The sequence below is a fragment of the Pseudomonas sp. MAG733B genome, assembly GCF_036884845.1.
Classification (GTDB): Bacteria; Pseudomonadota; Gammaproteobacteria; order Pseudomonadales; family Pseudomonadaceae; genus Aquipseudomonas.
The window spans coordinates 468,417-488,978 of the sequence record NZ_CP145732.1; the positions used below are offsets into that span (position 1 = coordinate 468,417).

A 20,562-nucleotide genomic window follows, 5' to 3' on the forward strand; every position below is an offset into this window, starting at 1 on the left:
TAAAAACTCACTTCACTCAGGCCTCGTCTTTTAGCTTGAGCAATGGCTCCTGAAACCGCAGCAGGCGCCCGGCATTCCCCAGGACCAACAAAGTGCTGAGGTTATGCAGCAACGCGGCAATCATCGCCCCCGCCGCGCCGAGCCAGCCGAAGGCTGCGAAGGCAACGATTGCCAGCGTCCAGCCCAGACCGATAATCACGTTGACCTGCAAGGTTTGCCGGCACTGGCGACTCAAGCGCACGCAGGTGCCGAGGCGGCGCAAGTCACTGCCGATCAATACGATGTCGGCCGAGGCCAACGCGATATCCGCACCACCCGCGCCCATGGCAACGCCGACCACGCCGGCCTTGAGGGCAAGCGAATCATTGATCCCGTCGCCCACCACCATAGGCCTGAATCCGTTACCGATTTCTTTCAGCACGCGATTGAGCTTGTCCTCGGGCAAAGCCTGCGCCTCGACATCGCTGATGCCGACATCCCGCGCCAGCGTGTGCGCCACACTTTGCCGGTCACCGGTGAGCAACAGTTGCCGACCCAAGCCGAGATCGCGCAATTCGTTCAGGGCAAACCTGGCTTCGGGTTTGACGCTGTCGGCCAGTAACAGCCAGGCGAGGAATTCTCTATTGAGCGCCAGCCCGGCAATCGGGCCGTCGTGTTCGGGAACGGCTGAGGTGGGAATCTGCAACTGAGCGAACAGTTCTGGTCGTCCGAGTGCGGCCTCGCCCTGCTCCGTCATCGCCACCACGCCCAGCCCCTGACGCTCATGAATATCTGTGAGTAGCAGAAAATGTTCCTGCGTCACCAGCCCGGCCAACGCGCGGCTGACCGGATGGCTGCTGGCGGAACCGAGACTGGCGGCCAGTTTCAGCACGTGGCTACGATCCTCCAGCGGACTGTCAATCGATTGCAGGCGCAACGTGCCGAAGGTCAGGGTCCCGGTCTTGTCGACCACCAGCGAGGTCAGGTCCGCCAGCTCTTCGAGAAACGCCGAACTGCGGATCAGAATCCCGTGCCGCGCCGCCACCGCCACTCCAGCGATCGCGGTCGCCGGGGCCGACAACACCAGCGCACACGGACACGCCGCCACCAATACCGCGAGCATCGCCTGGGCATCGTTGGTGATGAACCAGGTCACCGCCGCCAACAGCAACACCAGCACCATGTAACTTCCGGCGTAGCGTTCGAGCAATCGCGTGATCGGTGGCTTGGAGCGCTCGGCGTTTTGCATCAATGCGATGACTTTACCGAGGGTCGATTCGTGGCCGGTACGGGTCACTTCGATGCGCAGCAAGCCATCGAGATTGATCGCACCACCGAACACCGACATGCCGACACCGGCCTCCATCGGTACCGATTCGCCGGTAATTGAAGCCGTGTCGAGACTCGCCTGCCCGGACAAAACCCGGCCATCCGCCGGTACACGATCACCGGCGCGCACTTCCACATGGTCACCCGCCTTGAGCGTGCCGTTGTCGACTTCGATGATGGAACCGTCGGCCTGGAGCTTTCGTGCGTGGCTGCGCGTCAGTTTGCCGAGGGCATGAATGGCCTCCTGCGAACCGATCACGCTGCGCTCTTCCAGCACATGGCCGAAGATCATGATGATCGGCAGCAAGGCCGCCGTGAGCAGATCGCCAGTGGCCCAGGCACCGAGCATGGCCAACGCGATCAACTGGTCCGTGATGCCGTGCAAACTCGGATAGCGCAGGCTGTACCAGGCCGAACGCATAACCGGCACGGCCACCAACAATGAAGCAAAACCCAGCAGCAATTGGCTGACGCCGGTCTGCTCCGGCGACAACCAGCGCCAGGCCAGACCGAGCGCCAACAAGCCAAGTGCGAGCATGGCCAAGGTCAGTTGGCGGGCGGCGCTGCGTTGTTCGGCCGAGGACAACAGGCTCGGTGCAGCGGCGGTTTGCGCAGTCATTGTGCAGCTCCCTGAATGATCAGGCGGGAATCGTCTTTCGGGTTGACAGTGGTCACCGAGCCAGCCTGATTCAGAATTTTCGGCATCCGCTCACGGTAGATTCGCAGCAGCATTTGCGGATCGGTGCCTTGTTGTTGAGCTTTGGCCAAACTCAATACCGTGGCCGTGTCAGCCGACGCTTTGGCCAACCGTTCACTCGCCTGGGCATGGGCGACTTGCAACGTGCGGTCGGCTTGCTCGTTGGCGGTCTGGGTCAGTTTCTCGGCTTCGGTGCGTGCATTGGCCACGGCTTTGTCAGCCTGCTGGCTGGCCGTCAGTACCGCGTTGAACGCGTTCACCGCCGGGCCGGGCAAACTCGATTGCACGTCGACCCGCGCCACTTCGATCCCCAGCCCTTGTCCGGTTGCGGCCAACTCCGCGAGCCGTTGATTGATGCCTTGCACAAGATCACCGCGCAGGCGTTCGCGTCTTTCAGCCGATTTATTATCGGCGCCGATCAGCTCCGGACGTGCAACCAGAATGGTGTCCAGATCACGCGCCGCCGTCAGTGCCACAGCGCTGCGGGTGACGAGGCGATCCAGTGCCGGCAGAACATGTTCACTTTGCAGCACGAAGGCGTAGGGATCGGTCACCTTGTAGAAAACCCGCACATCGAGTTGCACTACCCCGGCATCACCGGTCAACAGGTAACCGGACCCCGCCAGGGCATCGCTGATCGGAGTGGCAAAACTGGCCACGCGATCGGCCTGCAACGCCACATCACTGCGCAGAAGATTTTCCACCCGGCGCTCGATCACCCGGTCCCCTGCCGGCAACAAAATCACTTGTTCAAACGGTCGCGGCCAGGCCAACAACAACCCGGCATTCTGGATGCGATCCAGCGCACCGAAGTGCAAAACCACTGCGCGATTCTGCGGATCGATTTGCCGAACATTGGAGAATGCCCACCCCAACGCAGCCAATACCGTGACCGCGTACAAGGCGAGAAAGGCCAGGCGCCCGGCTTGAATCCAGGGGCTGCTCAGCTCATTTGTTCCACGTGGAACCAAACTCATGGCTGCGATCCGGACTTGTTATCGAGGCTCGGCGGACCGTCAACCAACACCCGGAACGGCGCGGCATCGGTGCGCAGAATCAGTTTTGTCCCCGGTGTAACGACCGTGCCCAAGGTGTCGAGCGAACGCAGCAAGTTGTAAAGCTGCGGCGAGCCCGCATAAGCACGACCATAAATCTGTGCAGCTTCAACGCGGGACTGCGCCTCGATGTCAGCCGCTTTGACGGTGGCGTCGGCTTGCACGATTCTCGCATCACGCTCGGCGGCGGAACGTATTTGTGCGGCTTCACGTTTGCCGATGGCGGTGCGTTCGGTGGCGATGGTTTCGCGCTCGGCACGCATGCGATCGACCGTGGCGGTGAGCGTGACTGATGGCAACGTCAGCCGCTCGATGCCGACTTGCAGCACACGCACGCCGTAAGTGGTAAGTAGCTGCTGATCGATTTGCTGACGCAGCTGCGCTTCAAAATCGGCGATACGCACCTGACTGGCGTCGGTGTTCACCAAGTTGGCCAGATCGAAACTGCTGGCCGTGGTTTCCAGTGCCGAACCGATAAAGGTGCGAATCTGCCGCGCGGCTTCGTCCGGCTGATTCTGCACGGCGCGCATGAAGCGCTGCACATTGTCCGGATCGCCTTGCACCTGCCACGCCACATAAGCCTGAACGATGATGCGCAGACCATCCCGCGTGCCCACGTCCTGCAAACCGCTGGACGTGGTGCGCAATCGCAGGTCCACCGGGATCGCCGCTTCGAACGGCGCTGGCCAACGCCAGCCAAGACCCGGCTCCAGAAGCACCCGCGACGGGTTACCAAATCGGGTAATCACCGTGGCCTCCCCCGACCTCACTTGCACCAGGCTCGCGGCTGCAACGGCGAAGGCCACCAGCAACGCTGCCCAACCCATGCGCCGCCAGGGAAACGGACCGGCTTCTTGCGGATCACCGTGATGGTGATGATGGTGACCGTGGTGATGCCCGCCATGGCCATGATCGTGGCCGGCGTGATCATCGTGATCATGAGTGTGCGACTGGCTCAATGGGCAGCTCCTGGCTGGGCGGTTTGACGCGACGGCGCAGGGTCAACCGGCAGCGTGAAGGTACGGAGGTCGATGGTCGGCGCATTGCTGCTGCCGCCCAGACGATGATCAAGGATCAGCAGTTTGGCGTTGGCCAAGCCTTGGGAAAGTTGACTGAGGTACTGCTCCAGCACAAAGGCCTGACCGGCACTGGCGTAAGCCTTTTGCTCGGCGCTGAATTTCAGGTCAGTCGCTTGTGCACTGGCGCTGATTTCACGGGCACTGGCCGTTGCCTGATCGCGAGCGATGCTGGCCTGCAACTGCGCCTGGTTGGTGGCTTCGGCCGCCGCTCCGCGCTCACGGGAGATCAACGCCTGGGCACCAATCTGCGCCGCTTGCACACCGTGATAGGCATTGGCTGCCCCGGCCGGTGGATGAATCGCTTCGACCACCGTGGCGAGAATCTCCACGCCGCTGTCGAGCTTCTGCAGATCCGCCTGCACGGCCCTGCCAATTTCTTCAGCGAGCCCGACCCTGTCCTCACCGAGCAAACCATCGAGGGTGCGCGAAGCGAAATCGTGAACGAGAATTCGGCTGGCGGTGCTGCGAATCAGTGTCGGCACATCCGCACTGTTGTAAGTCGCCGCCAACGCTGCCTGATCGCTCAGGCCAATGCGGTAGACGAAGCGCACGTCCATGTTGACGATCTGAAAACTCTGCTTGTCGGCACGGCTGCTGGCGATGACCTGGGATTTGTCGTTCACATGACTGGCGTCCCACAAGCGATTGGCCGTGATCGGCGCCGGGCCTTCTGCGGGGGCAACCTGTATCGGTGCGGAAGCATCGCCGACACTGGTGGCCAATTCGTGGACCACGCCATTCTCGACGCTCAGTACCCGGCCCAATGGCCAGGGTAAACCCGCATGCAAACCGGGGCCGAACACCGCCAGCGGTTTGCCGAAACGCTCGTAGATACCGCGCCCTTGCAACGGTATTTCGTGGATGCCGGTCAGGGACCAACCAACGATTGCTACCACCGCCAGCACCGGCAAAAACGCCCGGCGCATGTAAGTGAATGCCCAGATCTGCCGCAGATCGATGCCGAAGCGGTTGTGCAGTTCGTGCTGCAATGCCAGCAATGGCTGCGGTGGCCAACGCAGCATGTCCGCGACAAAGCTGCGCGCCAGCAACGTCGGTTCGATCTGTTCACGGCGAGGACTGAATAGTGACAACACGGCGCGCAACAGCAACTCCACTGCAACCAGTCCCGGCAGCAGACCGATCAGTACCGCCAGCCGCACCGGCCAGACTGAAGCTTCGCTGCCGAACAACAGGCACAACGCACCAAGCACGAGGCTGATGATCGATACGCGAGACAGCTGCGCCAATGCTCCGGCTTCGGGCCACGCGGCCGTGTTTTCCTGAGCCAGTTGGCGCTCCAGCACCAGCAAACCGAAAGCCAGCAACAACGCCAGGGCCGCGCCGACAGTGGCCGACAAGCCCAGCGCTGCGGGTGGCAAACCAAGGTTCCAGACCTGTTTGACGCTGAGCAAAGCCACTAAAGCCCAACCGCCCAGCCACAGCGTCGGCGCACCGATTTGTTTGATCAGGTTCAGCCAGCGCTGGCCCATGCGATCCAACAGCCGTTCATACCAACCCGGCGGCGCCTCGACTGCTTGCTCGACGACCACCGACAGCACGGGATTCATCGCCCGCGCTCGCCATTGCGTCACCCACCAGGCAGATTGCAGACCAGCCACCAACACCAGCAACGCGGCGCTTTGGTTGAACAACAGCGCCGGCCAAAGTGACTGCGGCGCAAACAGCCCGACAAAGAACCCTAGCACCAGCCCCACTGCCGCCAGCGCACCGAAGCCAATGGCGAACAGACGCAAACGCCGCCCTTGAAAAACCGCCTGCTGGAAGCGCGGCAGCTCCGCTACCTGCGCCCCCTCTACATCGAGATCGACTTGCATACCACCCCAGTGCTCAGCGTTGCTCACATGGCAATTCGTTACGATATAACGAAAACGGTGAAATTTTCGTACTTTATTGCGCTATCTAAAGATGCCCAACCTGTCGCTTCGCTGAAGCCTTGACCGAAACGCGTGAAAACGCACATATTACGTTCGTAATTTTATCCAGGAACTACTTTTACCCCTCCCGATCCCCAATCCAGGAGTAGATCCATGAGCACTTATGACGTCGTGATTCTGGGCGGTGGCCCCGGCGGTTACAACGCGGCGATTCGCGCCGGCCAACTGGGCTTGAAAGCGGCTTGCGTAGAAGGACGCGCGACCCTGGGCGGTACCTGCCTGAACGTCGGCTGCATGCCTTCCAAGGCGTTGCTGCACGCCTCCGAACTCTACGACGCGGCCATGGGCTCGGAATTCGCCAACCTGGGCATCGAAGTCAAACCGACGCTCAACCTTCTCCAGATGATGAAACAGAAAGATGAAAGCGTGACCGGGTTGACCAAGGGCATCGAGTTTCTCTTTCGCAAAAACAAGGTCGACTGGATCAAGGGCTGGGGTCACATCGACGGACCGGGCAAAGTGACGGTGACGGACAGCACGGGCGGCAAGACCGAACTGAGCGCCAAGGACATCATCATCGCCACCGGCTCCGAGCCCACTCCCCTGCCCGGCGTGGACATCGATAACAAACGCATCCTTGATTCCACCGGCGCCCTGTCGCTGACAGAAGTGCCAAAGCATCTGGTAGTGATCGGCGCTGGCGTGATCGGGCTGGAGCTGGGCTCAGTGTGGCGGCGTTTGGGTGCGCAGGTGACGGTGGTCGAATTCCTCGACCGGATCTGTCCTGGCGTCGACGGCGAAGCAGGCAAAACCCTGCAACGTTCCTTGAGCAAGCAAGGCATCAGCTTCAAGTTGAGTTCGAAAGTGACCAGCGCCACCACCTCGGCTACCGGCGTTCAGCTCAGCGTCGAACCCGCCGCTGGTGGCACCGCTGAAATGCTGGAGGCCGATTATGTGCTGGTGGCCATCGGACGCCGACCTTATACACAGGGCCTGGGGTTGGAGAACGTTGGCCTCGCCACGGATAAACGCGGCATGCTCGCCAACAAGGGCCATCGCACCGAAGCCGCCGGTGTCTGGGTAATTGGCGACGTGACGTCCGGGCCGATGCTCGCGCACAAGGCCGAGGATGAAGCCATGGCCTGCGTCGAGCAGATCGTTGGCAAGGCCGGCGAGGTCAACTACGAGCTGATTCCCAACGTGATCTACACCAAACCGGAACTGGCCAGCGTCGGCAAAACCGAGGAGCAATTGAAGGCCGAGGGCCGCGCCTATAAGGTCGGCAAGTTCCCCTTCACCGCCAATAGCCGGGCGAAGATCAACCACGAAACCGAAGGCTTCGCCAAAGTGCTGGCCGATGAACGCACTGACGAAATCCTCGGCGTGCATCTGGTCGGCCCGAGCGTCAGTGAAATGATCGGCGAGTATTGCGTGGCCATGGAATTCAGCGCTTCCGCCGAAGACATCGCCCTGACCTGTCACCCACACCCGACCCGCTCCGAGGCGTTGCGCCAGGCGGCGATGAATGTGGAGGGGATGGCGACGCAGATGTAACAACATCAAAAGATCGCAGCCTGGCAGCTCCTACAAAGTTTTGTGAAACCCTGTAGGAGCTGCCGCAGGCTGCGATCTTTTCGCTTTAGGCAGGCAAATGTTCCAATGGCAACGCGCCCGGCGACTTCACCGTGTGAATCGCAAAGTTGCTGCGGATATCGCTCACGCCCGGCAGCTTCAACAAGCGTCCGGTGAGAAACCGGTCATAGGCACGCAGGTCCGGCACCACCACTTGCAACAGAAAATCCGATTCCCCTGACACCAGAAACGCCGAAATCACCTCCGGCAATGCCGTCACCGCCAGGCGAAAAGCTTCGGCCTGTTCGTCGTTGTGGCGCTCGACTTTCACACCGACGAATACCGTCAAACCGAGCCCGACTTCATCGCGATCCAGATTGGCCTGATAACCGCGAATCACCCCGGCCTCTTCAAGCATCCGCACCCGCCGCAAACAGGGCGACGCGGACAGGCCGATCTCGTCCGCCAGTTGCACATTGCTCAAACGGCCATCCCGTTGCAGCGCGGCGAGAATCTTGCGATCAAAAGCATCGAGTTTCATGGTTTGGCAGATCCTGATGGTTTACCCCTTATGTAGCGGCAGATTATGCCAATCCATGGTGCATTAGAAGCAAACTACGCAAGCACCTGCCCTACCTCAGCCCCATAGACTGGCCGTACCGAATCGACAACGAATGGGGTGCAACATGGCGGAACTCTGGCTATTTTTCATGGCGCTGGCGGTGGTGTACCTGTTGCCCGGACCCGACATGATCCTGCTGCTGCAAACCGGTGCTCGTCAGGGCAAAGGCGCGGCGTTGGCCACTGCCGTGGGTTTGGCCATCGCCCGAGGCTGCCACGTGGCATTGGCAGCTTTGGGATTGGCGGCACTGTTCAAGGCAGCGCCCTGGACCTTCGATGTAGTGCGACTGGCCGGTGCCGCCTACCTGCTGTGGATCGGCATTCAGTGCCTGCGCTCGACCTTGCTGCCGAACCTGAACGATGCACATCCAATCGGCGAAAAACCGCGTTATCGGGAAGCCATTCAGCGCGGTTTGCTCACCAATCTACTCAACCCCAAAGCGCTGCTGTTCTGCTCGGTGCTGCTGCCGCAGTTCATCAATCCGCAGGCGGGGCCGGTGCTCGCGCAATTCGCCACCCTGGGCGTGGTGTTGGTCGCCGTGGGTTTGCTGTTCGACAGCGCCTACGCCCTGGCCGGTGCCGCGCTCGGTCGATGGTTGCAACGCAGCCCATCGGCCCAACGCCTGCAACAATGGCTGTTCGGCAGCCTGTTGATCGGTTTCGCCGTGCGGCTGACCTTCGTTCAACAGGCTTGAACTTCACTCAACCTTGCGGCGGCGACGAACGATCAGCAACAACGCCGCCGCCATAACGGCCAGCACACTGCCCACCTGCAGCGCTGTTTTATACGGGCGCAGCGCCGAACGAGCTGAGTCGGTCACTTGGGTGACATAGCGCTTGTCGGCGTTCTCGAAGTCGGGATACGGGCACTGATGACCGAAATCTGCCGCCCACTCCACAAACGGGCCTTCCTTGACGTAACGCTGATACAGCGCACTTTGATCTTCAAGGCTGCTGTTCCACCCGGCCGCTTCACACAACACTGCGGCAAACGCTTGGCTGGTATGCGGCAAATTGTCGGCCGCGCGACTGGCCAATGTCGTGGCGACAAATCGGTAGTGGTAACGCTGATCGGGTTGGGCGGCGCTGGCCTGCTGACGCCTCACTTCGTCCTCGGCCACCAGCGGACCGACTTTCAACTCGGTGTTTTCAAGGCTGTAGTTACCGCCGAACGTGGCGTAGTCCGGGGCCATTTCATAGCCAAGGATATCCATGCCCCATTCGCGGGCCGTCCACGCGGCATTAAACAAGGCGGCAGCGCGACGGGTCGGCCACCACGCTGCATCGGCGGCCAGACGTTGCTCGCCATACAGCCTGGCCTTGTGGCGCAAACCGTCGTTATCGAAATAGGCTGGCGCCTCTTGATAGTGCCCTTCGCGCAACAAACGCCGCCCGAGCAAATTGCGCAGGCTGGCCGCCACTGGCAACGGCACGTAGTTATCGCGTTCCTGCTGGGTAAGTGGTGGCGGTGCCGGGACTTGGGTGTCGACGTAGTGCTTGAGTTCTTCGAGGGTCAGTACACGCTCGGCAACCGTCGCCGCGTCGAACCAATAGATACTTTGGCGGCGATAGAGCTGATCGAACGCTTGCAGGTAATCCCCGCGTTGCAGGGCCAGAATCGCACTTTCGCCCTCGACCCGGCATTTGGGTTGAAGGGTTTCGTAATCGAAGTCCGGCGTTCGCCGATCGCCCCAGGATTCATTCTGCGGGAAGGCCTGAGCTGCTTTTGCATAAGCCGCCGCTGCGGCGATTTTGTCACCCTCACGCACCGCCAATTTGGCCCGCAACCACCAGGCCAGCCCACCATCGCCGGCGTGTTCAAGGAGCCCCTTGGCGCTGGCGTAATCGCCCTGTTGATAATTTACCGCTGCCAGGCGATCGGCGTTATCGAGGCTGCCGCGGGTGCTGCTTTGCAGCAGTTTGATCAATTTCAGTTCGTTCGGCGGTTGCTCGCCGAATGACCAACCCACTCGACTGATCAGCGACGCGGTCACCAATTGCTGCACCGGTTTGTTCTTGAGCAACTCAGCCAGCTCTGTATCGGGCATCGCCGCCAGATCGGCCATCAGCACTTTCAACGAGGTGTAGCCCACCGCCGAACCGTGAAGGTTTTGCGTGGCGTAGAGTTCGATGGCGCTGTTCCAGTCGCCCGCAGTCCGAGCCACGCGCGCCTCTTCACCGAGGCTGGCGACGCCCAATTCCAGCGGGTCACTGAAGCCGTCGATACTCAGTTGCCGGGTTTGCTCGAACGCCTTTCGTGACTGCGCCAGCAGGTCCGGCCCCGCGCCCGCTTCCGAGCTCATGGCGAACAATGCACGGCCCAAGGAATAGGCCGCCCAGGTGCTGCGCAACGCCCGTTGATCCGCCGGCAGCGCGAGCACCTCCTGAAAATACTCCGCCGCCAATCCCTGATCATCGGCTGCAAACGCCACGGCACCCGCCAGATACAGTCTGATCTCGGCCGGCAGGCTCGCGCCTTGCGCTTCGACCTGACGGGCATCGGTCAGGCCACGCAGCTGTTTCACCAACGCTTGCTGCTCCGCGCTCAAACCGTTTTGCTCGACCTCGCTGCGCTGTTCGGCATAGTCGGGCTCTTCCATGCTGTAGGCCGTTACGCTGACATTTTTTAGCCCGGAGATGGCATGACCCAATCGACTGACTTCGAAATTGAAGTTGCCTTTCGGCAGCTCCGCCAGTGACTGGCCACGGTTGTCCAGCAGGCGCATGGGAAAGTCCGGCCCGCACGCCAGCGCCGACCCCAGCGGCAGGCTGAGACTGAGGCAGAGCAGATGGCGTGGCCAGTTACGGGTGAACATTCGAAGCTCCTTGATCAATTTTTGCGCAGCGCGCCCAACCGATGGCGCGCTGACCGCCGGCCGCTATCCGACCTTCACGCAGGCGGGTGAAGGTAAGCAGATCCGGGCTTTGTTGCAACGCATAACCGGCCAGCGCATCAGCCCCCTCGCAGTCCTGCACCGCCAGCGTCAGTCGCTCAGGCCAGGCACTGTCGAGGTTGCCCTCATTCGTGATCGCGATGTCATAGAGGCCTTCGTCAGCCGAGAGTTTCAATGCCAATCGACTATCGAGGGCATCACCACGCGACACGGCGCGAAGAGTTGTCAGACTCCAGGCCCGACGGTCATTGGCCAATGGCAGGCGAAACCAGATCAGGCCGACCAGATGCGCCGGTGGATCATCGCGTAATTGGGTCGCGAGCTTACTTAGCTGCTGCGGATCGGCCAGTAACTCCCGACGCTCGCCATCACGTTCGATGCGTATTTCGCTCTCAACGACGGGTGCACCGCTGGCGCCGGGCAACAGCGCCACACCATAGGCCGGTAACGCCAGATAGAAGGATTTGTCGGTGATGCGGCTCCAGGCCTTTGCCCATTGCCGGGCCTGATCGGGATCAAACAGGCCACGACGCGGATCACTCACCGCATGCACCTGCAATACGCTGCTGTCGACTGTGGATAACAGCGCCGGCAACTCCGGGCTATCGAGCCAGGCCGGCAATGCGGTAATGCTCAACGGCAAAGACGCCGGCAGCACCGCGCGCAAGTGCGTCAGAAATTCACGGTAGGCCGGTAGCCGGGCGTTGCCCGCGTCGTGGTCGATTTCCACGCCGGTAAGGTTCAGGCCTCGTGCCTGCCAATCAATGACCAGCTGTTGAATCTGCAGCGTGACTTCATCCTGATTCAACGACTTGAGCTGGCCATCAAGACGTATCACCGCGATCAGCGGTCGGCCATCGCGCTTGAGCAGCAGCGGATCGATGTGTGCCCGAGTCCAACCCGCCCGAGGAAAAGCCTGCAACGCCAGCACGCGCAAGGTTGAGAAATCTGCGCGACTGTCTCGCAGGGCCGAGTCGTGGGCCGGGGTCCATTGCCGCTGCCAGATGTAGAGCTGTTGGTCGAGTGGTGCTGAGTCTTGGCGTTCGCAACCCGTAAGAAGCGTCCACGCAGTAAGAAAAACCGCCAGACGAACGAAAAAACACATAAAGCTCCCAGAGTTGAATCAGACCCTTTGTAGCAGCCGCCGAAGGCTGTGTTCGGCTGCGAAGCAGTCGTCAATGCTGACGGATCGCGGTGTCTGATTCTACGTCTGCTTCGCAGCCGAACACAGCCTTCGGCGGCTGCTACAAATCCAGGACCAAAGGCTGCGAGCCCTGAGCCGGAATAGCGCAACAAATCAGCACATGACCTTCATCCGGTACTTCTGCCGGTGGTTGTGGATAATTCACCTGACCGCTGATCAAGCGTGTTTTGCAGGTGCCGCACGAGCCGCCACGGCAACTGAACTCCGGATGCAAGCCACGGCTTTCCGCCAGCTCCAGCAGACTGCCGCCATCGGGTTGCCAGCGCGCTTCCTTGGCCGAGCGCTCGAACACCACCGGCACTGAAGTGGTCGCGGCGGGCGGTTGCTCAATCACTACCGCATCAGGGTCAGGCAGTCGGCGCAGCGTTGAAGGGCCAAAGGTTTCGGCATGAATTCGAGCGTCGCGAATATCCAGTTCCCGCAAGCCGTCGTACAGCGCCTGGGTAAAACTGCCGGGGCCGCAGAGGACAAAATCCAGTTGATCGTAGTCCTCGACTTCAAGCATTTCCGAGAGTCGTGCGACATCGATCCGCCCGGTCAAATCGAAATCTTCACCTTCCCGAGCGTCAGGCTCCGGTTGACTGAGCAGGCGAACCACCTTAACCGCATCACCGGCGTCCTCAAGCAAGCGATCAACCTCAGAACGAAACGGCTGGTCCGCCAGGGTGCGCGAACTCTGCAAAAACAATGTCGGGCGAATTCGACGGGTGCGCAAACCTTGATAGACCACCTCACGCAGCATCGACAGCAACGGCGTGATACCCACACCGGCAGCGAGCAACACCAGTGGCCGACGTTCATGGGGCGCGACCGTGAAATGCCCTTGGGGTGCGCGCGCCTCCAGCAAATCACCAACGCTAATGTGATCATGCAGGTGCGAAGACACTCGGCCGTCACGCTTCACACTGATACGGAAAAAGTCATCGGACGGCGCACTCGACAGGCTGTAGGTACGGATATGCACCTCACCGTCAATGTTGAAGCGCAGTGGTAAATGCTGCCCAGCCTGGAACAATGGCAACCCGGCTCCATCAGCGGGCTCCATATAGATCGAGCGGATGTGGTGGCTCTCCGCTTCGATCCGCACAACCCTCAGTGGCCGCCATTGATCACCCAGCGCCTTGGCTTGCAGACGGGCGGCGGCTTGCTCCCAAGTGCCGGTTAGCAAACTGGTGGGCGAGACACCGTCGAAACGCCAGCGCAAGGCTAGCGCGGCAGGACGACGCACAACATGTTCCACGTGGAACGTCCACAAACGTTCGGCACCTTGAAAGGCCTCGACCTGCGGACCTTCAAGGATGATTTCGGTGCGCCCACTGAGGTGCAGCAGATCGCCAGTGTTGAAATCGATAAACAGCAATCCGGCCCGGGGATTGACCAGCAGATTGCCCAAGGTGTTGAAAAACAGGTTGCCGGCAAAGTCCGGGATGGTCAGGCGATTGCCTTCCACTTGTACGAAACCCGACTGGCCACCACGGTGTGAAACATCCACCGAACGTACGCCATCGACATCCACATAGCTGGCGACGAAGAAGGTGTCTGCCTCAGCGATCGTTGCCTTGGCCGCATCATCCAGTTCGTTGAAGTGCTGCGCGGGACGTGTTTCCGGATCCGCCAACGGCACCGAACGAAATTGCCTCAACTGGATGTACTGCGGGCAATTGCCGTAGGACTGATCCACCGTCACGGCAAAACCGTTCTCCGTCATTGCACCAACATGGCCATTGATGCGGTTGCGACGGCGTGTATGCAGTTCGATACCCAAAAGGCCAATGGCCGCGCCATCGCCCAATTGCGCAGGATCGTCTGCCACAGGCTTGCTGCTGAACTGCAGCAGCCGAGGCTCAGATGATTGAACAAAACCCGCGTTCCCTTCAAGCACGCTGGCCCACGGGTTTCCGTCCGCATCCACGGCGCCGTACAACATGAACGGCAGTTGCGCATAGAACGTGCGGTGCTGGTCCGGCATGTGATCGCGAATCACCCTGCGACCGAGCACCTCCATTCGCTCGCTGACTCCGACATGAGCCTGCAATTGGATCTCGCCTGCATGCCACGGTGAACGTTCCATTACCGCTTCTCCCCTGCGCCAACGGCACAGCGTGAAGGGCCCGACAAAGTCGGGCCACAAACGTCAGGCAGTTTTTTGCAAGCCGGCGACAGTGCGCGGCATGCCGACAAAACCGGGCAAGGCTTCGACGCGTGCCAACCAGGCGCGGATGTTGGCGTAGTCGTCGAGCGACACGTTGCCTTCCGGTGCATGGGCGATATAGCTGTAGGCAGCCACGTCGGCAATGGTCGGCTCGCTGCCGGCCAAGAACAGCGTGCTGGCCAATTTCTTATCGATCACTTTGAGCACGGTGTGGGCGTAAGGGATCACTTCGTCAGCGTTGTAAGGCGCACCGAACACCGTGATCAACCTTGCCCGGGCAGGGCCAAAAGCGATGGGCCCCGCGGCGGCGGACAACCAGCGTTGCACCTTTGCAGCGCCAACCGGATCGGCAGGCAACCAGCGCCCGTTGCCATATTTTTGTGCCAGATAAACCAGGATCGCATTGGAATCAGCCAACACTACACCCTGATCGTCCAGCACCGGCACTTGACCAAACGCATTGAGCGCCAGGAATTCAGGCTGCTTGTGTTCGCCCTTGGCGAGGTCAACGAAGATCAACTGGGTCGGCAGTTGCAGCAGCGACAGCATCAGTTCCACACGGTGAGCGTGGCCGGATTTTGGGAAGTTGTAGAGCTTGATGGCTTGCATGGACGACTCCGCGAGTGAGTGGCGCTGTTCAGGAGAGATCAGCACCGATGGCAGACATCTTCTACCAGTCACGGAAACAACAGAATAACCAGCAAACGCAATCCATTATTTCATCCAGTGAAACAGCCCATCAGCCCTGCAAGGCCGGATGCTCCCGGAGCGCCTTCACCGTAAAGTCGACAAAACTGCGGACCCTCGCCGGTGCCTTGCGCCCGCCCTGGTAAACCACGTGGATTGGCAGGGGCGGAACTTCGAATTCAGCCAGAACGATTTCCAGCGCCCCGGTCGCAATCTTGCTCGCAACCTGATAGGACAAGACTCGGGTGTAACCCAGACCAAGCGCCGCTGCGGTAATCGCGGCTTGATTCGCCGTCACCACCAGACGCGGCTCAGTGCGCACACTCAGTGGCTCGTCACCTTCGAGGAACAGCCAACTTCTTTGCTGACCGATCGACGACGTCGCAATGATCGGTGCCTGAGCCAGGTCTTGCGGATGTGTCGGTCGACCATTGGCAGCCAGAAACTGCGGTGACGCAACGATGACTCGCCGCACTTCACCCACACGGATCGCATGCTGGTTACTATCGGGCAGATCGCCAATGCGTACCGCCACATCAACGCCCTCCTCCACCACGCTCACCACCCGGTCAACCAGCAGCGCATTGATCATGACGTCCGGAAACTGAGTCAGAAAATCCACCATCAGCGGTGTGACAAACAACTCACCGAACAAAACTGGCGCGGTGATCGTCAGTTGCCCACGAGGCTGCGCGTGACTACCCGCCGCCGAATCCTCGGCTTCCTGCACCTCGGCAAGAATCCTCCGACAATCTTCAAGATAACGCTGACCCGCCTCACTCAAATGCACACTGCGTGTCGTGCGGGTGAGCAATTGCGTGCCGATGCGCTTCTCCAACGCCGCCACCGCCCGTGTGACGCTGGCCGCCGACAAACCCAACCGCCGCGCCGCAGCAGAAAAACCCTGGTCTTGGGCGACGGCAGCGAAGACCTGCATTTCCTGGAAGCGGTCCATGGCTTTGTCCTCATTAAAATCTAAACATCGCAGCCTACGGCCGCGCCTTGTATGTTGGGTCCGGCGCTTGGTTGTCTACAGCACAAACGGCGTCAGTAGCTAACAATTCGAAGCGTCAGCCAAGAAGGGAACTCTATAGCCTTGAAGGTGGCATTGAGCGATATCTAGCGATCTAACTCGATCAAAGTCACCTGTGGTTTCTTGAATGTCCTTGCTTCCGCATTCGCCCTATCAGGATGAAAGGTACATCAATGAGTGCAAACTCAGGTTACGCGTGGGGAGCCGGTTTCGACCGGCGTTTGCTGAAAGTACAATTCAGCTTTTTGCTGATGGTTCTGGGAGGACGGTGCAACCAATTGGCGGTGGCATGGTGGGCGTTGCAGGAAACAGGCTCTGCGCTCTATTTTGCCAACATGATTGCCTGTTCCATTGCGACGGAGGTGTTAGCCAAACCTCTGTTGGGATGGCTGGGGGACAAATACAACAAAATACTGATCATTAAGCTGGCCTCAGGGATCAGTTTGCTGACAGCGCTGTTGATGGTGGGGCTGTCCGCTACAGGGTCGTTCAACCCTTGGGCGGTGGGCGCTCTAATGATGATCAGCAGTGCGATTGTCGGAGTGCGCGACCCTCTTCAAGCGTCGATCATTCCTTTATTTGCAGATGACGAAAAAGTCTCCTTGGCCTTTCGGACCAAAAGCGTGATGTCATCCTTTTCCATTCTGCTTGGGCCCGCACTGGCCAGCGGCTTGATATACGGATTTGGTACCACGTTTGCCTTTGCCGCCGATTTCTTTGCGATTTTGATCGCCGGGGTGTTGATCGCGACAATTCCGAATCACATCGGTGCCACGGTGCAAGACGAAAAAGCCTCGGGGGCTAGCGGCTTCAGCATGATCTATTCCGGCTTCAAAGTAATTTACGGAGTGAAGGTCGAATTCTATCTGGCCATCATTGCAATGCTGATCAACTTTGCCCTGTTTCCGTTCTTCACCATACTGATTCCACTGTACGTAAAGGATGTCATCGAGTACCCGGTCACTTACATCGGTCTTCTGGATTCTTGCTTCGGGCTGGGCATTTTGGCGGGCAGTTACAAAATCATCGGCTGGTTATCCGATCGGATTCCCCGTGACATGTGTGTTTCTGCGGGGTTTGCATTATTGGGATGCAATCTGGTGGTAGTTGGCACCGTTTCATCTTCAATCATCGTACCTGCTGCCTTTTTCTGCGGCGGTGTAGGCTTGATGTTGATCAACATTCCAACCTCCGCCGTGAGATTACTGGCGACTCCAAAGCTCCATCGCAACCGGATTTTCGCCACGGTTTCATTTCTGTCTGCGGCGGCCAGCCCCTTGGGCAGCTTCACGATGAACACCCTGATCGCCAGTCTGGGAGTCGCAATGACAATCACGGTTTTGGGTTTGATGGTGCTGCTGCTGTCTCTGCTGGTTTTTCTGGTGCCTGATTTCAAAACTTTCATGCGTTCCCAAGATACGCATCTCAACGACGCCTACCTCGAAAGATACCCTGAAGCGTTTGCGCACTAAAGCGCCTCGCCACTCCGCCTCTTACAACGGAGTTGCATTTCACAATGCCCGACCTCAGCGCGATTATCACCTAATGCTTCATACACACTCACTGCAACAGGTAAGCCTACCTATCAGGTGTGAAAACATTAAGCTGTCGAGGTGACGCCAGCCGCCACGAGTCATTGAGCTGACGGTTTCGAAATACTTTCGAAGCATCAACTCAACGACCTGTGGATAACTTATTCCACAGTCACCGATTTCGCCAGGTTGCGCGGCTGGTCGACGTCAGTGCCTTTCAACACAGCCACGTAATATGAGAGCAACTGCAGCGGGATGGTGTAGAGGATCGGCGACAGGATGTCGTGGATGTGCGGCATTTGCACAACATGCGTGCCTTCACCGTTGGTCATGCCGGCCTTCTCGTCGGCGAAGACGACTAGCTGACCACCACGGGCGCGGACTTCCTGAAGGTTGGACTTCAGCTTCTCCAGCAGCTCGTTGTTTGGCGCCACAGTGACCACAGGCATGTCGTTATCCACAAGCGCCAGCGGGCCGTGTTTCAGTTCGCCGGCCGGATAGGCTTCGGCGTGGATGTAGGAGATTTCCTTGAGCTTGAGCGCTCCTTCCATCGCCACCGGGAATTGCGCGCCACGACCGAGGAACAGCGTGTGGTTCTTCTCGGCAAACAGCTCGGCGATTTTTTCCACCGTGCTATCCATCGCCAGCGCCTCACCCAGGCGAGTCGGCAGGCGACGAAGTTCTTCGACCAATGTAGCTTCGACTCCAGCGGCCAACGTCCCGCGAACCTGACCCAGGGACAGAGTCAGCAACAGCAGGCCAACCAGTTGCGTGGTGAACGCTTTGGTCGAAGCCACGCCGATTTCACGACCGGCCTGGGTCAGCAGGGTCAGGTCGGATTCACGCACCAGCGAACTGATGCCAACGTTGCAGATCGCCAGGCTGGCGAGGAAGCCCAGCTCCTTGGCGTTACGCAGCGCGGCCAACGTGTCGGCGGTTTCGCCGGACTGGGAAATGGTGACGAACAGCGTGTCAGGCTGCACCACGACTTTGCGATAGCGGAACTCGCTGGCGACTTCGACCTGGCACGGGATGCCGGCCAGTTCTTCAAGCCAGTAACGGGCGACCATACCGGCGTGATAGCTGGTGCCGCACGCGACGATTTGCACGTTGCGCACCTTGGCAAACAACTCGGAAGCCTGTGGACCGAAGGCTTGCACCAGCACCTGGTTCTCGCTCAAGCGACCTTCCAGGGTGCGTTGCACCACAGACGGTTGCTCGTGGATTTCCTTGAGCATGTAGTGGCGGAATTCGCCTTTGTCGGCTGCTTCGGCGCCGTCGCTGTACTGCACTGTCTGGCGCTCAACCGCTTGGCCGCTCACGTCCCAGATCTGCACGTTGTCGCGACGGATCTCGGCGATATCGCCTTCTTCCAGGTAAATGAAGCGGTCGGTGACCTGACGCAGGGCCAGTTGGTCGGACGCGAGGAAGTTTTCCCCCAGGCCCAGGCCGATCACCAGCGGACTACCGCTGCGGGCTGCAACCAGGCGATCAGGTTGTTGCGCACTGATCACTGCCAAACCGTAAGCACCGTGCAGTTCTTTAACGGTTGCCTTGAGGGCCACGGTCAGGTCACGCAGGTCTTTGAGTTTGTGGTTGAGCAAGTGGGCGATGACTTCGGTGTCGGTATCCGAGGTGAATACGTAACCCAAAGCCTTGAGCTGTTCGCGCAGAGCTTCGTGGTTTTCGATGATGCCGTTGTGCACCACCGCCAGGTCACCGGAAAAATGCGGGTGCGCGTTGCGCTCGCACGGTGCACCGTGAGTCGCCCAGCGGGTGTGGGCGATGCCCAGACGACCGGCCAGCGCCTCTTCGGCCAGTGCTTGCTCCAATTCGCTGACCTTGCCCGGGCGACGCAGGCGCTCGAGCTTCTCGTCGTTGGTGTAGACCGCCACGCCGGCGCTGTCATACCCACGGTATTCCAGACGCTTCAGGCCTTCGACCAGGATGGCAGTGATATTACGTTCTGCAACTGCGCCGACAATTCCACACATGCTATTTCTCCTGACTGACGGCCGCGCAAATCAGCGTGATGCCGCGGGCCTGAATCTGATCGCGAGCCTCAAGCGGTAGGCGATCATCGGTAATAAGGGTATGGACACTGCTCCAGGGCAGTTCCAGGTTGGGAATCTTGCGGCCAATCTTGTCGGCCTCCACCATCACGACCACTTCACGGGCGACTTCAGCCATGACGCGGCTCAGCCCGAGCAATTCATTGAAAGTGGTTGTACCGCGAACCAGATCGATGCCATCGGCACCGATGAACAATTGATCAAAGTCGTAAGAGCGTAGTACCTGCTCGGCAACCTGCCCCTGAAAGGACTCGGAATGCGGGTCCCACGTGCCACCGGTCATCAACAGCACCGGCTCGTGTTCCAGTTCGCTGAGGGCGTTGGCGACATGCAGCGAGTTGGTCATCACCACCAGACCCGGTTGTTGACCGAGTTCCGGGATCATCGAGGCGGTGGTACTGCCACTGTCGATGATGATGCGCGCATGTTCGCGGATACGCGTCACTGCAGCACGGGCGATGGCTTGCTTGTACTTGGAGACCGGTTGACCGAGGTCGGCCACCAGTTCTTGAGGCATGGTGATCGCGCCACCATAACGACGCAGCAACAGACCGTTGCTTTCAAGTGCCGCGAGATCCTTGCGAATCGTAACTTCCGACGTTTCGAAGCGCTTTGCCAACTCATCCACACTGACTTCACCCTGCTCGTTGAGCAAGGCAAGGATATTGTGGCGACGTTGAGGTGTGTTGCGCTTCGACATGATCTGATAAGTTTCGATTCGAAAGATAACGGAAGCAATCAAAACCTATTGGCGAAACTTC

At 59.7% G+C, this 20,562-nt stretch carries 15 protein-coding genes; 3 read left to right on the plus strand and 12 right to left on the minus strand.

The window, feature by feature from the left end; all coding sequences use genetic code 11:
* Positions 1-16: 16 nt before the first annotated feature.
* The 4 genes from V6Z53_RS02130 to V6Z53_RS02145 are packed head-to-tail and all read right to left on the minus strand — an operon-like array spanning position 17 to position 5,974.
* The gene (locus V6Z53_RS02130; protein ID WP_338583942.1) at positions 17-1,927 is read right to left on the minus strand and encodes a heavy metal translocating P-type ATPase; all 1,911 of its coding nucleotides are present in this window, start codon (positions 1,925-1,927) and stop codon (positions 17-19) included.
* Positions 1,924-2,982 carry a protease modulator HflK gene (locus tag V6Z53_RS02135; RefSeq protein ID WP_338583943.1) on the minus strand — a complete coding sequence of 353 codons (1,059 nt, stop codon included), beginning with the start codon at positions 2,980-2,982 and terminating at the stop codon, positions 1,924-1,926. The genes V6Z53_RS02130 and V6Z53_RS02135 overlap by 4 nt, the downstream gene beginning before the upstream one ends.
* Positions 2,979-4,019 carry a protease modulator HflC gene (locus tag V6Z53_RS02140; protein WP_338583944.1) on the minus strand — a complete coding sequence of 347 codons (1,041 nt, stop codon included), beginning with the start codon at positions 4,017-4,019 and terminating at the stop codon, positions 2,979-2,981. The genes V6Z53_RS02135 and V6Z53_RS02140 overlap by 4 nt, the downstream gene beginning before the upstream one ends.
* The gene (locus V6Z53_RS02145; RefSeq protein WP_338586435.1) at positions 4,016-5,974 is read right to left on the minus strand and encodes a protease modulator HflK; all 1,959 of its coding nucleotides are present in this window, start codon (positions 5,972-5,974) and stop codon (positions 4,016-4,018) included. The genes V6Z53_RS02140 and V6Z53_RS02145 overlap by 4 nt, the downstream gene beginning before the upstream one ends.
* Positions 5,975-6,187: 213 nt before the next feature.
* Between V6Z53_RS02145 and lpdA the strand changes: the two genes are divergently transcribed.
* Positions 6,188-7,588: a dihydrolipoyl dehydrogenase gene (gene lpdA, locus V6Z53_RS02150; protein ID WP_338583945.1), complete on the plus strand. Its 1,401-nt coding sequence runs from the start codon at positions 6,188-6,190 to the stop codon at positions 7,586-7,588.
* Positions 7,589-7,673: 85 nt separating this feature from the next.
* Here lpdA and V6Z53_RS02155 read toward each other — a convergent pair whose 3' ends face one another.
* Positions 7,674-8,147: an Lrp/AsnC family transcriptional regulator gene (locus V6Z53_RS02155; RefSeq protein WP_338583946.1), complete on the minus strand. Its 474-nt coding sequence runs from the start codon at positions 8,145-8,147 to the stop codon at positions 7,674-7,676.
* 145 nt (positions 8,148-8,292) lie between these two features.
* Between V6Z53_RS02155 and V6Z53_RS02160 the strand changes: the two genes are divergently transcribed.
* A complete protein-coding gene (locus V6Z53_RS02160; protein ID WP_338583947.1) occupies positions 8,293-8,922 on the plus strand; it encodes a LysE family translocator in 630 nt (209 codons plus the stop codon).
* 3 nt (positions 8,923-8,925) lie between these two features.
* Here V6Z53_RS02160 and V6Z53_RS02165 read toward each other — a convergent pair whose 3' ends face one another.
* The 5 genes from V6Z53_RS02165 to V6Z53_RS02185 all read right to left on the minus strand — a co-directional run bounded on the left by V6Z53_RS02165 (position 8,926) and on the right by V6Z53_RS02185 (position 16,119).
* Positions 8,926-11,043: a hypothetical protein gene (locus tag V6Z53_RS02165; protein WP_338583948.1), complete on the minus strand. Its 2,118-nt coding sequence runs from the start codon at positions 11,041-11,043 to the stop codon at positions 8,926-8,928.
* Positions 11,030-12,226: a DUF3142 domain-containing protein gene (locus V6Z53_RS02170; RefSeq protein ID WP_338583949.1), complete on the minus strand. Its 1,197-nt coding sequence runs from the start codon at positions 12,224-12,226 to the stop codon at positions 11,030-11,032. Before V6Z53_RS02170 ends, V6Z53_RS02165 begins: the two co-directional genes overlap by 14 nt.
* 139 nt (positions 12,227-12,365) lie before the next feature.
* A complete protein-coding gene (locus V6Z53_RS02175) occupies positions 12,366-14,396 on the minus strand; it encodes a pyridoxamine 5'-phosphate oxidase family protein (protein ID WP_338583950.1) in 2,031 nt (676 codons plus the stop codon).
* A 63-nt stretch (positions 14,397-14,459) separates the two neighbouring features.
* The gene (locus tag V6Z53_RS02180) at positions 14,460-15,086 is read right to left on the minus strand and encodes a glutathione S-transferase (RefSeq protein WP_338583951.1); all 627 of its coding nucleotides are present in this window, start codon (positions 15,084-15,086) and stop codon (positions 14,460-14,462) included.
* 130 nt (positions 15,087-15,216) lie between these two features.
* Positions 15,217-16,119, minus strand: a complete 903-nt coding sequence (locus tag V6Z53_RS02185; protein ID WP_338583952.1) for a LysR family transcriptional regulator — start codon at positions 16,117-16,119, stop codon at positions 15,217-15,219.
* Between the two features lie 251 nt (positions 16,120-16,370).
* Here V6Z53_RS02185 and V6Z53_RS02190 point away from each other — a divergent pair, with 251 nt between their 5' ends.
* Positions 16,371-17,669 (plus strand): MFS transporter, encoded by a 1,299-nt coding sequence (locus V6Z53_RS02190; RefSeq protein WP_338583953.1) that lies wholly within the window; start codon positions 16,371-16,373, stop codon positions 17,667-17,669.
* Between the two features lie 221 nt (positions 17,670-17,890).
* On the opposite strand, the gene glmS is transcribed toward V6Z53_RS02190, so the two are convergent.
* Together glmS and V6Z53_RS02200 are read right to left on the minus strand one after the other, a co-directional pair.
* Positions 17,891-19,723, minus strand: coding sequence for a glutamine--fructose-6-phosphate transaminase (isomerizing) (gene glmS / locus V6Z53_RS02195; RefSeq protein ID WP_338583954.1), 1,833 nt, complete (start codon positions 19,721-19,723; stop codon positions 17,891-17,893).
* Between the two features lies 1 nt (position 19,724).
* Complete coding sequence (locus V6Z53_RS02200; RefSeq protein ID WP_338586436.1) at positions 19,725-20,504, minus strand: DeoR family transcriptional regulator; 780 nt, start codon at positions 20,502-20,504, stop codon at positions 19,725-19,727.
* Between the last annotated feature and the right edge of the window lie 58 nt (positions 20,505-20,562).

Excerpts from the sequence above, each read along its gene's own strand:
- V6Z53_RS02130 (WP_338583942.1), bottom strand. The coding sequence starts at position 1,927 with ATGACTGCGCAAACCGCCGCTGCACCGAGCCTGTTGTCCTCGGCCGAA.
- V6Z53_RS02135 (WP_338583943.1), bottom strand. The coding sequence starts at position 2,982 with ATGAGTTTGGTTCCACGTGGAACAAATGAGCTGAGCAGCCCCTGGATT.
- V6Z53_RS02145 (WP_338586435.1), bottom strand. The coding sequence starts at position 5,974 with ATGCAAGTCGATCTCGATGTAGAGGGGGCGCAGGTAGCGGAGCTGCCG.
- lpdA (WP_338583945.1), top strand. The coding sequence starts at position 6,188 with ATGAGCACTTATGACGTCGTGATTCTGGGCGGTGGCCCCGGCGGTTAC.
- V6Z53_RS02155 (WP_338583946.1), bottom strand. The coding sequence starts at position 8,147 with ATGAAACTCGATGCTTTTGATCGCAAGATTCTCGCCGCGCTGCAACGG.
- V6Z53_RS02160 (WP_338583947.1), top strand. The coding sequence starts at position 8,293 with ATGGCGGAACTCTGGCTATTTTTCATGGCGCTGGCGGTGGTGTACCTG.
- V6Z53_RS02165 (WP_338583948.1), bottom strand. The coding sequence starts at position 11,043 with ATGTTCACCCGTAACTGGCCACGCCATCTGCTCTGCCTCAGTCTCAGC.
- V6Z53_RS02170 (WP_338583949.1), bottom strand. The coding sequence starts at position 12,226 with ATGTGTTTTTTCGTTCGTCTGGCGGTTTTTCTTACTGCGTGGACGCTT.
- V6Z53_RS02175 (WP_338583950.1), bottom strand. The coding sequence starts at position 14,396 with ATGGAACGTTCACCGTGGCATGCAGGCGAGATCCAATTGCAGGCTCAT.
- V6Z53_RS02180 (WP_338583951.1), bottom strand. The coding sequence starts at position 15,086 with ATGCAAGCCATCAAGCTCTACAACTTCCCAAAATCCGGCCACGCTCAC.
- V6Z53_RS02185 (WP_338583952.1), bottom strand. The coding sequence starts at position 16,119 with ATGGACCGCTTCCAGGAAATGCAGGTCTTCGCTGCCGTCGCCCAAGAC.
- V6Z53_RS02190 (WP_338583953.1), top strand. The coding sequence starts at position 16,371 with ATGAGTGCAAACTCAGGTTACGCGTGGGGAGCCGGTTTCGACCGGCGT.
- glmS (WP_338583954.1), bottom strand. The coding sequence starts at position 19,723 with ATGTGTGGAATTGTCGGCGCAGTTGCAGAACGTAATATCACTGCCATC.